The sequence below is a fragment of the Bacteroides mediterraneensis genome, from assembly GCF_016900355.1.
GTDB lineage: Bacteria > Bacteroidota > Bacteroidia > Bacteroidales > Bacteroidaceae > Phocaeicola.
Map to the genome: position 1 here is coordinate 297,516 of NZ_JACJKA010000001.1, position 14,672 is coordinate 312,187.

Sequence of the window (14,672 nt, forward strand, 5' to 3'; positions counted from 1 at the left end):
ACTTTAAATCTTAAACCCGATACTCCCCAACTGTTTCCGAATTTCGTCCTCCAACTGATGCGATTTCTCAAACATCTCAGACAACTCAGAAGTGAGCCGTGCCATTTTCTTCTGGAACGGTTCACCGTCATCCTCGGTCTCTGCAATGCCCACATAACGGCCGGGAGTGAGGATATAATCCTGCTTGGCCACGTCATCGAGTGTAGCCACGGCACAATATCCCTTTTCAGGATCCAATGTGCCTGCCTCAAACGCTTCAAAAGTGCGGGCAATACGCTGAATGTCTTTTTCTTCGTCCAACTCGCGCAGTTTGCGGGTCACCATCGTTCCCATCTGGCGGGCATCGACGAAGAGAATTTTCCCCGGTTGCTTCTTCGCGCGGTTGAGGAACCACAGCGAAACGGGAATACCTGTGGTATAGAACAACTGAGAAGGCATCGCCACAATACCTTCCACCAAATCGGCCTTGACGATGTTTTCACGAATCGTACCTTCGCCGCCCGACTGGGAGGAAAGTGATCCGTTGGCCAATACCATACCGATACGCCCCCGGGGAGAGAGATGATAAATCATGTGCTGAAGCCAAGCAAAGTTGGCATTGCCGGCAGGAGGAATACCATAGCGCCAACGCGAATCTTCCTGCAATTTATCGGCTCCCCAATCGCTCAGATTGAAAGGTGGATTGGCCAAGATATAGTCGGCTTTCAACGTAGGATGCTGATCATCGAAGAAAGTATCGGCAGCAAACTTGCCCAAATCGGCTTCAATGCCTCGGATAGCCAAGTTCATCTGTGCCATTTTCCACGTGGTGGGGTTACTGTCCTGACCGAACACGGAAATGTTGTTAAGATTGCCCTGATGTTCGCTAATAAACCGGGCCGACTGCACAAACATACCGCCCGACCCACAGCATGGGTCGTACACGCGACCGCTAAAGGGTTGCAACACCTCGACCAACGTACGCACAATACAGGCAGGCGTGTAGAACTCGCCCGCCAGCTTGCCTTCGGCTTCGGCAAACTTGGAAAGGCAGTATTCGTAAGTACGCCCCAGAATGTCTTTCGTGTCGCCATGTTCTTTCATCTGAATGTTGGTGAAAAGGTCCACCACATCCCCCAGTCTACGCTTATCCAACTCAGGGCGGGCAAAATTTTTGGGCAGAATTCCTTTCAGGCGTGGATTCTCTTTTTCTATCAGACGCATGGCATTGTCAATCACCGTACCAATCTCAGGGGTATGTGCTGCTTCTGCCACTACCGACCAACGGGCTTCCTGAGGCACGAAGAAGATATTTTCGGAAGTATATTCGTCTTTGTCTTCCTCAAAACCATCACCTTCTTCCACCAGTTCCTTGTATTTCGTTTCAAAGCGGTCGGAAATGTATTTCAGGAAAATAAGTCCCAAAACTACAGACTTGTATTCTGAAGCATCAAGATTTCCTCGCAACAGGTCTGCCGCTTTCCAAATTTCTTTTTCAAAACCAATCTCTGCCGTATTGTTTTTCTTCGCCATAGGGATATTTTATTTTTCGTTTTTAAATATTTCAAATTTATTCATAGATACACACCACTTTACAAAGATAACCAGATTATGCTACATAAAAGGAAAATAAGAAAATATATAAGCAGTAAACACTTCTAAAGTCTAAAAAAACGCACTTACGTTTCAAATCAAACGCCTTTACGTTTTCCCCCAAACGCACTTGCGTTTTACCTGAAATGTACTTGCGTTTCAGTCCAAACGCACTGGCGTTTTTGGACAGCTAAAAAACCCCACTGACCACCCCAGCCTTGACGGGTTGACGGGTTGGCACCGGTTTTTCTAAACTTCCTATATACAGGTGTGGAAAAATATAAAAGTTGTATTTTTCCACACCCACTATATAGAAGTTATAAAAATGCCTGCCAACCCCGACAACCCCGACAAAAAAGGCCCGGAAACGGCATAAAAAAAGCGGTGCGCATTTTCTGCCACCGCTCTCTTTTTACATTTATTAAGTATCAATGTGTATGCACAATCTCTGTAGGTGCCTGCTCGGCATTGCGTTTTTCGGTCTGTGTCACCACGTTGCGAGCCAAATCCATAAAGGCCATGCCGGTGATGGAGTTTTCATCAAGGGCGGCCGGTGTTCCTGCATCGCCGCTTTCACAAATGCTCTGTACGATAGGAATCTGTCCCAGCAAAGGTACATGGAGTTCTTCTGCCAGACGCTTGGTACCTTCCTTGCCGAACAGGTAATACTTGTGGTCCGGAAGTTCGGCCGGAGTGAACCAGGCCATGTTTTCTACCAGTCCGAGGATAGGCACGTTCACCTTGTCGTTGGTGTACATGTTGATGCCCTTGCGTGCATCGGCCAAAGCCACCTGCTGCGGGGTGCTGACAATCACCGCTCCCGTAATGGCCAGGGTCTGGAGCAAAGTCAGGTGGATGTCACTGGTGCCCGGAGGGGTATCCAACACGAAATAATCCAGTTCGCCCCAGTTGGCATCGGCTACCAGCTGTTTCAACGCGTTGCTGGCCATACCGCCACGCCACAACGTAGCCTGATCAGGGTCTACAAAGAAACCGATGGAAAGCAGTTTGATGCCGTATTTCTCGACCGGTACAATCAGGTCGCGGCCGTTCACTTCTTCTGCATACGGACGGGCATCTTCCACCTGGAACATCTTAGGTACCGAAGGGCCGAAGATATCCGCATCGAGCAGACCTACCTTGTAGCCTAATTTCGCCAAAGCCACGGCCAGGTTGGCAGCCACTGTCGACTTACCGACTCCTCCTTTACCGGAAGACACGGCAATCACATTCTTCACCTGCGGCAGCATCTTGCCCGGTTCAGGACGGGCAGCCTGCTTGCTCTCGGTGGCAATGGTCACTTCCACGTCCTTTGACACATAGGTATGAATAGCGGTTTCAGCCGATTTGACGACTGATTTCATGAAAGGGTCGGTAGGCTTCTCGAAAATCAGCGAGAAACTGACCTTCATCCCGTCAATGCGAAGATTGTCGGCCACCATCTCCGCTTCCACAATATTTTTTCCGTTGCCCGGATAACGCACCGTAGCCAGTGCGTCCATAATCAATTTCGGATAAAGTGTCATATCTTTTTAGTTTTGAATCATTTGCTTGTTTTCAGTCCGCTTCGCTTGCTTCGGTTGTAGCTCCGGTAATCGTCCAGCTCGATTTCTACGTCGGGCTCCTGAAGTTCTCCTTCCTGCGGCAGACGGAACTGGATGTACTTGATGTTCAGTCCGCGGTCGAGCCACTGCTGTTCGTAATAAGTGCGGATGCTCAGGATGTCATCGTCCATGCCGGAGTGATACAAATCGTCGGTGATAAACTCCACCGGGAAATGATTGGCTTCCACCATGTACTTGGTGTAGGTAAACATGAAATTACTGTCCGTCTTCAGGTGTACCAGTCCGTCCGGAATCAGGAAACGGCGGTAACGGTTCATAAAATAAGTGGAAGTCAGTCGCTTGGTAGCCTTCTTCATCTGAGGGTCTGAGAAAGTCAGCCAGATTTCGCTCACCTCACCCGGCGCAAAGAAGCGGTCGATGATTTCGATGTTGGTACGCAGAAAAGCCACGTTCTTCAAGCCTTCATGCAAGGCTTCGGTGGCTCCCGTCCACATGCGGGCTCCCTTGATGTCCACCCCGATGAAATTCTTGCCCGGATAGCGTCGTGCCAGTCCTACGGTGTATTCCCCGCGTCCGCACCCTAACTCCAGGACAATCGGATTCTCGTTCTTAAAGAAATCCTTGTTCCAGTTTCCTTTCATGTCGAAAGGTACCTCATCCACCACCGAGTACGGATATTCAAACACATGCGGATATTCCGCCATATCTGCGAATTTCGCTAATTTTCCTTTTCCCATATTTTTCGTGAAACGTTTCCTTAATGCCCGCAAAGGTAAAGTTTTTCGATGGAACACACAACTTTACCCTCAATTACCCGAAAGAATCGGGAAACGAAACCAGGCACCGGCGTTTATAATAGAAAAAGGAAATCCATGAATCTCAAAATACAACTTATCCTCCTCCTGCTTTTGTGTACACTCAGTTGCTGCAAAGAAAGCTCGGAAAAAATATCCTTTCCCTGGTTCATAGAAGGCACAGCCATCATTCCCTTTTCTGCCTCCTCACGCACTTACACCACGGAACAAGAGAATATCCTCGCAGGCAGCAGCCTCACCCTTTACAGTCAAGGAGGACTACAGGCCGAAGCCGTAGAACTCTCCTACAACGGTACCCGGTGGGAAGGCAGCGGCCTGCCGAAATGGGAAAATACATCACAAAAAGCAACCCTCACCGCCTTCTGCCCTCCCTTTAACCGGAACCAGTCGGTTTTCTATCAGGACGGACAATTGTGCGACCAACTCATTGCCCAAGAAGAATGTACATACGGGGAAAGTATCCACCTTTCTTTCCGGCATCTGTTCGCCCAAATCCGGTTTACCGTATCCTCCCGTCTGAATCAGCAACTCAGCCAGATGGAGTTCATCCCTTCCGTTTCCGTGACAGATATTAACCCGGAAACGGGAGAAGTCATCTGCCAGCCCACCGCCACGACGCTCTGCATGGAGAAAAGCAAGGATCGGGAATATACCTTCCTGCTTCCCCCTGCCACCCTGTCCATTCAGATACGGATTCACACAGCCGACGGCACCGTCTACGAAAGCACCTTGGAAGACTATCCCTTCCAATCCGGCCATACCTATATCTGCCCCATCAAGCGAGTCAGTGATGATTTGGGCATTTCTTCCGTGGAAGACTTTATTGCCTTCACTCATTTAATCAACGGAGAAACCTATGGCCAGCGGACCCTGGAAGAATTTGGCGAAAAGACGGGAGAAACCATGACCTATTATCTGAACGAGGACCTTAACTTTAGCCCCGAAGAAGCGGCTCTCGTACAAATGATTGGAGAATATGGCACGGCAGCCAGCTCGGAGAAAAGGCTGTTCAACGACACGTTCGACGGGCAAGGACACAGCCTCACCAACCTACGTTTTGAGCAGTCTGTCAACCCCAATTACTACGCCGGATTGTTCAGTGGCCTGTCTGCCACTGGTGTAGTGAAAAACCTGACTCTTAACCAAGCCATTTACAATAAAAATTCCGACACGAAAAAAGCCGCTTTTCTGGTCGGATTCAACCAGGGAGAAATCAATCATTGCACGCTACGTGACTGCACCATTGAATGCATTCCATCCAAAAGTAGTTTTGCATGCTTGACAGCCTGGAATGAAGGCACCATCGTAAACTGTCACGTAGACCGTGTTGAGCTAAAAAGCGAACTGCCTCAAGGAAACGCACTAACACGCTATAACCAAGGAGGCACCATTTTGAACTGTGCAGCTACCGACTGTTTGCTCAACAAGGTAACCACCGAAAGCGGACTGCTCTGCAACATCTGCGAGGACGGAACCATACAAAACTGCTACATCAAAGCCAAAACCGGAGCCAGCTACTCCCACCTCCATCCCATATGCCTGACTACAAGGGGAAACACCCTCCTGCGGTGCTGCTACTATTCGTCAGGCTTTACACGAGATCCCATAGGATCTCCTAATGAGGCCCTTCAATCCGATTCCATTATAAGATACGGCAGCATCACCGAAGAGAAAGAACTTCTGCCGAAAATACTCAACCAATGGATACTCGACAGCGGAAAGCGTCTCTTCCCCCACCTGACCTTCTGCCTGTGGGAAAAAGGGGAAACCCTGCCCGCCATACTGGTATCCCCATAATTTTTCTAAAAATAAAAGATGGTATCTATAAATGTTGTATTTTTGCGCCAAATGCAAAAACCGGAATCATGAATAATAAGAAACTGATTATCGCGATTATCATATTGGCTGTCATTGCAGCCATAGTATCGTTTTTTGCCGTAAACGAAGCGCGCAAGAACAAAGAAATGAGCCAGCTCTTCGAGGTAGAAAAACAAGAAATGGAAAACGAATACAGCACGTTTGCCACCCAGTACGACGAGCTACAGGTACAGATCAACAACGACTCCCTGCGCGAGAAACTGGAAAGCGAAAAGCTGAAGACACAGCGCCTGCTGGAAGAACTCCGCCAGGTGAAAACCAGCGATGCAGCCGAAATCATGCGATTGAAGAAAGAATTGAAGACTGTGCGCGCCGTATTACGGAGCTACGTGATGCAGATTGACTCCCTGAACAAGATCAACGCGGCCCTGATGCAGGAAAATCAGGAAGTGAAGACTAAATATTCAGCGGCTACCGCACAGATTTCCAACCTGTCGCAGGAGAAAAAGAGCCTGAATGAAAAAGTAACCTTAGCCGCACAGCTGGATGCCACCAACATCCGGGTACAGACCCTGAACAAACGGGGACGCCAGACCGACCGGGTGAAAAACGTCAAGAAGATTGCCATCTCGTTTACTATTGTCAAGAACATCACGGCACAGACCGGCAACAAGACCCTTTACCTGCGCATTGCCAAACCGGACAACGAAGTGCTGACCAAGAGTGCCAGCAACCAGTTCAAGTACGAGGACAGAAACATTGCTTACTCTATCAAAAAATACATTGAATACACAGGTGAGGAACAGACAGTTACTGTATACTGGGACGTAGAAGAGTTCTTAGCAGCCGGTACTTATCAGGTGTATATCTTTGCCGATGGCAACATGATCGGACAGGGTTCATTCAGAATGAAATAATCTGGAAAACATGAGAAAACGCATCCACTTTCTGATATATAGTTGCCTCGCACTGATGGGCTTACTTTCTTCCTGCGGTGAAGACCGTTCAGGGGAATATTATGCCTTGATTGCTACAAAGACATGGATTTACGAGGTGATGCAAGAGAATTATCTCTTTTACGAGGACATCCCGGCGGAAGAAAAGCTGGACTTTTTCAAAAAGCCCGCAGAATTTCTGGCTTCGGCCGCCTCTTCCAGAGACCAGAAAAACGGTTATGTGTTTTCACATGTAGATTCTGTATCTTCCCGTGCCACCAGTACCTATCCCTGCTTCGGAATGGAAGCGGCTTTGGTATCTTCTAATTATGGAGGAGGTAATGCTCTAAGAATATTATATATTCAGCCTGACTCACCTGCAGAAGAAGCCGGATTGAAACGGGGAGATTGGATTATTGCCATCGACAACAAAAAAATCTCTAAAAGCGATTATTCCACTTATATCACACAACCGACAAAAGCATACAGCTTCACACTCGGGAAATACAATCCTTATCCTGAAGAGGTGGATGATCCAGAGTTCAACTATATTGAATTCGATACGCTCGGTACGGTACAGATGCCGGCTCCTCGTTATGTAGAGGAAAAAGACGTGCTCAAGACGGGAATCGTCTCTTCCGGAAGCCGGAAAGCCTTCTACCTGCTCTACAACGAATTCGACGAGAATACGGATTTGCTGAAAGAAGTCCTCTCGCAGATGAGTGGACAACAGTTTGACGACGTGATTTTGGACCTGCGCTACAACCCGGGAGGCTACGTCAGCACCTCGCAACTGCTCAGTACAGCATTGGCTCCTGCCACTGCCATGGGGCAACCTTTCCTGCACATGACTTACAACGATAAGCTCAACAAAACAGAAACGCTGAATTTCGATGCCAGTCTGCTGCCGGGAGGAACCAGCCTCTCCTATCAGAACCTGTATGTCATCACTTCCGGCAATACGGCTTCTGCTTCCGAAATTGTCATCAACTGCCTGAAACCTTACATGGAAGGACGTCTGTTCCAAGTGGGAATGTCCACGTATGGAAAGAACGTAGCCCAGCAACTGTTCACCAATGAAGCGGCTCCGGGTATCGAACTGTGGCTCACCACGACCTACCTGAGCAACTCGCAAGGGTATTATGATTATTTTACTAACGGCCTTCAGCCCGATTTTGAAGCCGAAGAAAATTACGAGAGTGACTTAGGCGAGTTGGGCTCCGACACTGACCCGCTCATGCAACCGATTCTGTACAAAATGGCTTACGGAACTTTCCCGACCACTGCCACAGAAACAGAGGCCGCTACGCTCAGCCGAAGCCGCCAGGCCCGTCGGATACAGGTGCTGGTTGACCCGATTGCCCGTAAACCACGTCTCAGCCTGATCAAATAAAGGAAACAGATTTCCCTGCACCTTAACAAAATAAAGCTAATTTACCATTTCTTTTCAACAAAATGCTTTGACGATTTGTTGTAATGTCATACATTTGCACCGTTGCATAAGCAACCAAATATAAAGTCAGCATCAGTAATGAAAAGAATTACAAGTTTACTCTTACTGCTCAGTACAATTCTCAGCAGTCACGCCCAGCAGGTACTTACCCTGGACAGCTGCCGGGCACTTGCCCTGGCCAATAACAAAGAGTTACGGATTTCACAAGAGAAGGTAAATGCCGCCCACTATGAGAAGAAAGCCGCCTTTACCAATTATCTGCCCAAGATTGACCTTACAGGGGGCTACATGCGTACGCAGAAAGAAATTTCTCTGCTAAGCGACGCGCAGAAACAAACCCTCGGAAGCTTGGGCACCACGGTCGGCGGACAGCTCCAGCAAGGCATGCAGTCAGCCGAATTTCAAGCAGCCATGCAGCAACTGGCAGCCCGAAACCCCGGACTTGCTGCCGGTTTGCAAGGACTCCTGCCCGGAGCGGTATCCGGACTCACCTCCGGACTGAACAGCATCGGCCAGAGTCTGGTAGATGCCTTCCATACGGATACGCGTAACCTGACCATTGGAGCAGCTACCCTCACCCAACCTCTGTTCATGGGAGGAAAAATCATTGCCTACAACAAAATCACCAAATATGCTGAACGCCTGGCCGAATCACAGCACGCCACCGGCATGCAGGACCTGATTCTACAAACCGACCAGGTATACTGGCAAATCATTTCGCTCGTCAACAAGAAAAAACTGGCTGAAAACTTTCTGGAACTGGTACAGAAACTGGACTCGGATGTAGACAAGATGATTGCCGAAGGCGTAGCCACCAAAGCCGATGGACTCAGCGTGAAAGTGAAAGTCAACGAGGCCGAAATGATGCTGACGCAGGTAGACAACGGACTGAACTTGTCGAAGATGCTGTTGTGCCAGCTCTGCGGACTCCCGCTCGACAGCCAATTCCAACTGGCCGACGAAAGCATGAAAGACCTGCCGTTGCCCAATACCTATACCGAAGCGAACATCAGTACAGCCCTGAGCAACCGCGAAGAGCTGAAGAGTCTGGAACTGGCTTCGGAAATCTATCGTCAGAAAGTCAACATCGCCCGTTCGGAGTTCCTTCCGTCGGTAGCCCTGACTGCCAATTATCTGGTGACCAACCCGTCGCTGGTCAACGGATTTGAAAACAAATTCCGCGGTATGTGGGCAGCCGGAGTCATCGTGAAAATCCCGGTATTCCACTGGGGAGAAGGTATCTATAAGGTAAAAGCCGCCAAAGCGGAAGCCAACATCGCCCGCTACAAACTGGAAGACGTCAAGGAGAAAGTGGAACTGCAAGTCACCCAGAACTCCTACAAGGTAAACGAATCGACCAAGAAGCTGGCACTGGCCGAAAAGAACATGGAAAAAGCAGAAGAAAACCTGCGCTATGCCAACTTAGGATTTAAAGAAGGGGTAATCCCGACCAGCAACGTACTGGAAGCACAGACGGCCTGGTTCTCGGCCCAGTCTGGCAAAATCGACGCACAAATAGACGTCAAAATGAGTGAATTGTATCTGAATAAATCAATGGGAATTTTAAAATAACACTACAATATGGAAAAGACACAACGCAACAATATCATGCTGGCTTTCTTCACACTGTTAGCCGTGATTGTGATCGTGAGTATCATCGGATTCTTCACCTTGGGGAAAGGTCCTGAAATCATCCAGGGACAGGCAGAAGCCACAGAATACCGAGTATCCAGCAAGGTACCGGGACGTGTTTTGAAGTTTTTTGTCAGCGAAGGAGACAAAGTGAAGGCAGGTGATACGCTCGCCATCCTCGAAGCGCCCGACGTCATGGCCAAACTGTCGCAGGCACAGGCAGCCGAACAGGCAGCTCAGGCACTGAACGAAAAAGCCCTGCGCGGTACCCGAAGTGAACAGTTGCAGGCTGCCTACGAAATGTGGCAGAAAGCCAAAGCCGGACTGGATATTGCCGAGAAATCCTACAACCGTGTGAACCGCCTCTATGAAGAAGGGGTGATGACGGCACAGAAAAGAGACGAAGCCAAAGCACAATATGAGGCTATGAAAGCCACCGAACGTGCCGCCAACGCCCAGTACACCATGGCCAAGAACGGTGCCCAGCGGGAGGATAAAGCCATGGCAGCTGCCCAGGTAGAACGTGCCAAAGGAGCCGTAGCCGAAGTTTCTTCTTACGTATCGGAAACTTACCTGACCGCCGCAGCCGATGGCGAAATCTCAGAGATTTTCCCGAAAGTCGGTGAGCTGGTGGGTACCGGCGCTCCCATCATGAACGTAGCCCAGCTGGACGACATGTGGTTGACCTTCAACGTACGGGAAGACTTCCTGAAAGACTTTGCCGTAGGGAACAAAATCAAAGCGTATGTGCCGGCCTTGGAAAAGGACGTAGAACTTCAGGTGACCGTCATGAAAGACTTAGGGACTTACGCCGCCTGGAAGGCGACCAAGACCACCGGTCAGTTCGACCTGAAAACATTTGAAGTAAAGGCAAAACCCGTACAGACGGTAGAAAACCTGCGTCCAGGCATGTCTGCCATCATTGAAAAGTAAAAATTACCATGTCGAAAACCACCTGTCAATGTTTTCTCCGGATTGTACGACGGGAAATCCTTCGTATAGCCACCAAACCCATGTACCTGTTCTGCATGGTCATCGCGCCCGTGTTCTGTTTCCTGTTCTTCACGACACTGATGGGAAACGGGTTGCCGACCAATCTGCCGGCAGGGGTGGTGGACCTCGACAACACCGCCACGACACGTAGCATTATCCGCAACCTGGATGCCTTCCAGCAGACGCAGATTGTGGCACACTATCCGAGTGTGACGGAAGCACGACAAGCCATACAACGAGGAGAAATCTATTCATTCTACTATATCCCGAAAGGAACCACCGAGGAGGCTCTGGCTCAACGGCAGCCTAAAGTGTCGTTCTATATCAACTATTCTTACCTGATAGCAGGGTCTCTGCTCTACAAAGACCAGCGCACCATGTCTGAACTGGCCTCTGCCGCCATCGGACAGGCTACCTTGCTGGCCAAAGGTGCAACGGAAGACCAAGCACTGGCCTTCCTGCAACCCGTGGTGATTTCCACGCACGCCCTGAACAATCCGTGGCTGAACTACTCGGTGTATCTGTGTAACACCCTGTTTCCGGGTATCCTGATGCTGCTGATTTTCCTGACCACCGTGTATACCATCGGTACGGAACTCAAGGAAAACACGGCCAAGGAGCTGATGCAAATGGCCGACAACTCCATTGTCACGGCACTGACCGGAAAGCTGTTTCCACAGACGGTGACCTTCTTCATCATGGCCACCTTCTACAACGTATACCTGTATGGCTTCCTGCACTACCCGTGCAACAGCGGAATCTTTCCGATGCTGTTGGCCGGACTGCTGCTGGTACTGGCCTCACAAGCCTTCGGAGTCTTTCTCTTCGGACTGTTCGGTTCCCTGCGACTGGCACTGAGTGCGGCTTCACTTTGGGGGGTCATCTCGTTCTCCATCTCCGGATTTACCTTCCCAGTGATGGCTATGCACCCCACCCTGCAGGCGTTGTCTGTGCTGTTCCCCTTGCGACACTATTTTCTGATTTACGTGAACCTGGCGCTGAACGGTTACCCGATTATATACGCCTGGCATGCGGTAACAGCCTTGCTGCTGTTCATGCTGCTGCCTTTCTTCATCCTGAAGAAGCTGCGCACGGCCATGCTCCATTACGTCTATATACCTTAATACACTTGCAGTCATGAAAAAAGAATCATTACGACAAACCATACGACAAGGCTTTTCAGGACTCTTCCACATTTGCGCACAAGAACTGAAAGCGGTCTTCAAGGACCAGGGAGTGCTGATATTCTTCCTGCTGGTTCCGTTGGCTTATCCGCTGGTGTATGCGTTCATCTACACGAACGAAATGGTACGTGAGGTACCGGTGGCCGTGATTGACCACAGCAATACTGCCCTGAGCCGGGAATTCATCCGCTCCATCGATGCCAGTGCCGACGTGCATATCCAATCCCACTGCGCCGACCTGGAAGAGGGCAAGACTCTGTTGAAAGAAACCAAGGTCTACGGTCTTGTCTACATTCCGGAAAGCTTCAGCAAGGACATTGCTTCCGGAAAGCAGACCACCGTGAGCGTGTATTGTGACATGAGCGGCATGCTCTACTACAAAGCGTTGGTGCTGGCCAGTACCAACGCCTCACTGACGCTCAATAAACAAATCCAAATCAAACGCCTGGGCAATACCACCGAACGCCAGGACGAAGTCAGTACGGCCCCCATCGAATACGAAGATATCTCGCTGTTCAATCCCCAGGACGGATTTGCCAGCTTCCTGCTTCCGGCCGTATTGATGCTGATTATCCAGCAGACCTTACTCTTGGGAGTCGGCCTCTCGGCCGGTACAGCCCGCGAAAACAACCGTTTCCGCGACTTAGTACCCATCAGTCGGCAATACCAGGGAACGATACGCATTGTAGGGGGAAAGGCCCTGGCCTATTTCCTTGTATATGCCATTGTGACGGCCTACATCCTGTGTCTGGTACCGAAGATGTTCAGTTTGGTACAGATAGCCCAGCCTTCTACTCTGTTAGCATTTGCCGTGCCCTACGTACTGGCCTGTATCTTCTTTGCCATGACCTGCTCCATCTTCATCCATCACAGAGAATCGTGCATGATGATTTATGTATTTACCTCGGTACCTCTGTTGTTTATCTCCGGTATATCCTGGCCGGGAGCAGCCGTACCTGCCTTTTGGAAGGGCTTTTCTTATTTGTTTCCTTCCACCTTCGGCATCAACGGTTTCGTGCGAATCAACAACATGGGAGCCACGCTACCCGAAGTACTGTTCGAGTACAAGGCTCTCTGGATACAGACATTAGTGTATTTCTTTACCACCTGCCTCGTCTATCGCCGACAAATCATCTTGAGCCGCCAGCATGCCTTGGAACGTCTGCGCATGTGTAAACTGCGAAAACTGGCCTCAAAGACTTCACACGAACTTTAAACGCATCCTATCATCCCTATTATCCGGTTTTGTATCGTTTGCAAAGCCGGATAATTTATTTTTATTAACATCTGAGTACGAGCGAATACTATAGAATACTTGTAGCTTTGCGGATATTTACGAATGTAGTTATGAAACAGCTTATTTATTATATACTGGCAGGACTTGCTTTTCTTCAGATGACCGTTCTGAACATGCAAGCAGCCACTCTTCAAGAGCAAAAGCAACGCTTCCGCATTACCGTACTCAATACCGCAGGCGATCCCCAGCAAGGCATTATCCTGAGAGTAATCGGAAACAGCAACGAATATACCAGCGACGAACAGGGACTGATTGATTTTGAGCAAATGATTGACAAGAACTACACTCGTACCGCCAATTTCTATCTCCCTTCTGACCGCAACAAGCCCCTCAAATCCCTGCGGCTGGACCAAGCCGCACAAGATACAATCATCCGCATAGACCGTCCGGAAGATTTGGTCAAGTTCAAACAAAGCGGAAAAACTTTCACAGCGAAAGGCATACTGAAAGAAGGGGGACGACCCATTCCGCATGCAGAGATTAGCGTACAAGGTACAGGCAGACACACCTTCTCCAATAAGAATGGAGAATTTACCATTGAAGCGGACTACAGTCACCTGATTATGATCCGGGCAGAAAGCATGGAGAACAAATACCTGGACAGTGAAGCCTTTCTGCAACAGCCCGACCAGCCCCTGGAAATACGGATGGTAAAGAAGGGAGCCGACCGGATTTATCATGTGGTAGAAACCATGCCGGAATATCGGGGTGGTATGAAGGAGTTCTTCAACTACATCAAGCGGAAAGCCCGTACGACCGAACTGGCGGAGAAGACTCAAAAGGAAGGAGCCGTCATGATTCAATTTGTGGTAGAAAAAGATGGAAGCATCACCTCACCCAGTATCGTCAGAGGACTGGACGCCCGTCTGGATACGGCTGCCCTGGATGCAATTATGGTGATGCCTGATTGGATTCCGGCAAAAGACCATGGCATTCCGGTACGCTGTAAATATTCCGTACCGGTACCGTTCAAACGGCCTCAACCGGTCAAGTCAGCTTCTACACCGAAAGTTCCCCAAAAACCGGTCGTTCCCCAAGACAGCCTGAAACAATTCCACCCCATTCCGGTGGATTCGCTCCAACGGGATACTACGCTTCAAACCGTACCACCTGCTCTGACAGACTCTTTGACGACAGATTCATTGCAGAAAGATACGACCCTGGTAGCACCGACCGACAGTCTCACGCTCAAACAGGCAGTACCGTCGTCTACCACCTCAGAGGCTGTAGAAGCAAAACCCAAGAAACGGAACTTCCTGGTGCGCTTCTTCCGCTGGCTTTTCGGCATAAAGGATAAAGAAACTCCGGCAGAGGAGCCGGAAGAACCACAGGAGGAACTTTCGCCATCGGAACCTGAGCCTGCTCCTCCGATTACAGAAGAAAAAACAGATGTAAAACAAAAATAAGA

Annotated in this window: 11 protein-coding genes; 8 read left to right on the top strand and 3 right to left on the bottom strand. The window is 49.5% G+C overall.

Going from position 1 to position 14,672, the window contains the following annotated elements; genetic code table 11:
- Positions 1-3: 3 nt before the first annotated feature.
- The 3 genes from H6A28_RS01275 to trmB form a co-directional block, all read right to left on the bottom strand.
- Positions 4-1,512 carry a type I restriction-modification system subunit M gene (locus tag H6A28_RS01275; RefSeq protein WP_204478613.1) on the bottom strand — a complete coding sequence of 503 codons (1,509 nt, stop codon included), beginning with the start codon at positions 1,510-1,512 and terminating at the stop codon, positions 4-6.
- Positions 1,513-2,000: 488 nt separating this feature from the next.
- Positions 2,001-3,098: an Mrp/NBP35 family ATP-binding protein gene (locus H6A28_RS01280; RefSeq protein ID WP_204474742.1), complete on the bottom strand. Its 1,098-nt coding sequence runs from the start codon at positions 3,096-3,098 to the stop codon at positions 2,001-2,003.
- 17 nt (positions 3,099-3,115) lie between these two features.
- Positions 3,116-3,874 (bottom strand): tRNA (guanosine(46)-N7)-methyltransferase TrmB, encoded by a 759-nt coding sequence (trmB, locus tag H6A28_RS01285; RefSeq protein WP_204474740.1) that lies wholly within the window; start codon positions 3,872-3,874, stop codon positions 3,116-3,118.
- Between the two features lie 135 nt (positions 3,875-4,009).
- On the opposite strand from trmB, the gene H6A28_RS01290 reads away from it, so the two are divergent.
- The 8 genes from H6A28_RS01290 to H6A28_RS01325 all read left to right on the top strand — a co-directional run bounded on the left by H6A28_RS01290 (position 4,010) and on the right by H6A28_RS01325 (position 14,670).
- The gene (locus H6A28_RS01290; protein WP_204478614.1) at positions 4,010-5,749 is read left to right on the top strand and encodes a fimbrillin family protein; all 1,740 of its coding nucleotides are present in this window, start codon (positions 4,010-4,012) and stop codon (positions 5,747-5,749) included.
- A gap of 68 nt (positions 5,750-5,817) precedes the next feature.
- Positions 5,818-6,687 carry a hypothetical protein gene (locus H6A28_RS01295; RefSeq protein ID WP_204474736.1) on the top strand — a complete coding sequence of 290 codons (870 nt, stop codon included), beginning with the start codon at positions 5,818-5,820 and terminating at the stop codon, positions 6,685-6,687.
- A 10-nt stretch (positions 6,688-6,697) separates the two neighbouring features.
- The gene (locus H6A28_RS01300) at positions 6,698-8,098 is read left to right on the top strand and encodes a S41 family peptidase (RefSeq protein WP_239465213.1); all 1,401 of its coding nucleotides are present in this window, start codon (positions 6,698-6,700) and stop codon (positions 8,096-8,098) included.
- Positions 8,099-8,236: 138 nt separating this feature from the next.
- On the top strand, positions 8,237-9,730 hold the full coding sequence (locus H6A28_RS01305; protein WP_204478615.1) for a TolC family protein: 1,494 nt from the start codon (positions 8,237-8,239) through the stop codon (positions 9,728-9,730).
- Positions 9,731-9,739: 9 nt separating this feature from the next.
- Positions 9,740-10,723 carry an HlyD family secretion protein gene (locus H6A28_RS01310; protein WP_204474721.1) on the top strand — a complete coding sequence of 328 codons (984 nt, stop codon included), beginning with the start codon at positions 9,740-9,742 and terminating at the stop codon, positions 10,721-10,723.
- Positions 10,724-10,731: 8 nt separating this feature from the next.
- A complete protein-coding gene (locus tag H6A28_RS01315; protein ID WP_204478616.1) occupies positions 10,732-11,907 on the top strand; it encodes an ABC transporter permease in 1,176 nt (391 codons plus the stop codon).
- A gap of 13 nt (positions 11,908-11,920) precedes the next feature.
- On the top strand, positions 11,921-13,183 hold the full coding sequence (locus H6A28_RS01320) for an ABC transporter permease (RefSeq protein WP_204478617.1): 1,263 nt from the start codon (positions 11,921-11,923) through the stop codon (positions 13,181-13,183).
- Positions 13,184-13,314: 131 nt separating this feature from the next.
- Positions 13,315-14,670, top strand: coding sequence for a TonB family protein (locus H6A28_RS01325; protein WP_204478618.1), 1,356 nt, complete (start codon positions 13,315-13,317; stop codon positions 14,668-14,670).
- The last annotated feature ends 2 nt before the right edge of the window (positions 14,671-14,672 follow it).

What these genes read in the sequence shown, in the direction of transcription:
- H6A28_RS01275 (WP_204478613.1), bottom strand. Translation starts at nt 1,512, where the DNA reads ATGGCGAAGAAAAACAATACGGCAGAGATTGGTTTTGAAAAAGAAATT.
- H6A28_RS01280 (WP_204474742.1), bottom strand. Translation starts at nt 3,098, where the DNA reads ATGACACTTTATCCGAAATTGATTATGGACGCACTGGCTACGGTGCGT.
- trmB (WP_204474740.1), bottom strand. Translation starts at nt 3,874, where the DNA reads ATGGGAAAAGGAAAATTAGCGAAATTCGCAGATATGGCGGAATATCCG.
- H6A28_RS01290 (WP_204478614.1), top strand. Translation starts at nt 4,010, where the DNA reads ATGAATCTCAAAATACAACTTATCCTCCTCCTGCTTTTGTGTACACTC.
- H6A28_RS01295 (WP_204474736.1), top strand. Translation starts at nt 5,818, where the DNA reads ATGAATAATAAGAAACTGATTATCGCGATTATCATATTGGCTGTCATT.
- H6A28_RS01300 (WP_239465213.1), top strand. Translation starts at nt 6,698, where the DNA reads ATGAGAAAACGCATCCACTTTCTGATATATAGTTGCCTCGCACTGATG.
- H6A28_RS01305 (WP_204478615.1), top strand. Translation starts at nt 8,237, where the DNA reads ATGAAAAGAATTACAAGTTTACTCTTACTGCTCAGTACAATTCTCAGC.
- H6A28_RS01310 (WP_204474721.1), top strand. Translation starts at nt 9,740, where the DNA reads ATGGAAAAGACACAACGCAACAATATCATGCTGGCTTTCTTCACACTG.
- H6A28_RS01315 (WP_204478616.1), top strand. Translation starts at nt 10,732, where the DNA reads ATGTCGAAAACCACCTGTCAATGTTTTCTCCGGATTGTACGACGGGAA.
- H6A28_RS01320 (WP_204478617.1), top strand. Translation starts at nt 11,921, where the DNA reads ATGAAAAAAGAATCATTACGACAAACCATACGACAAGGCTTTTCAGGA.
- H6A28_RS01325 (WP_204478618.1), top strand. Translation starts at nt 13,315, where the DNA reads ATGAAACAGCTTATTTATTATATACTGGCAGGACTTGCTTTTCTTCAG.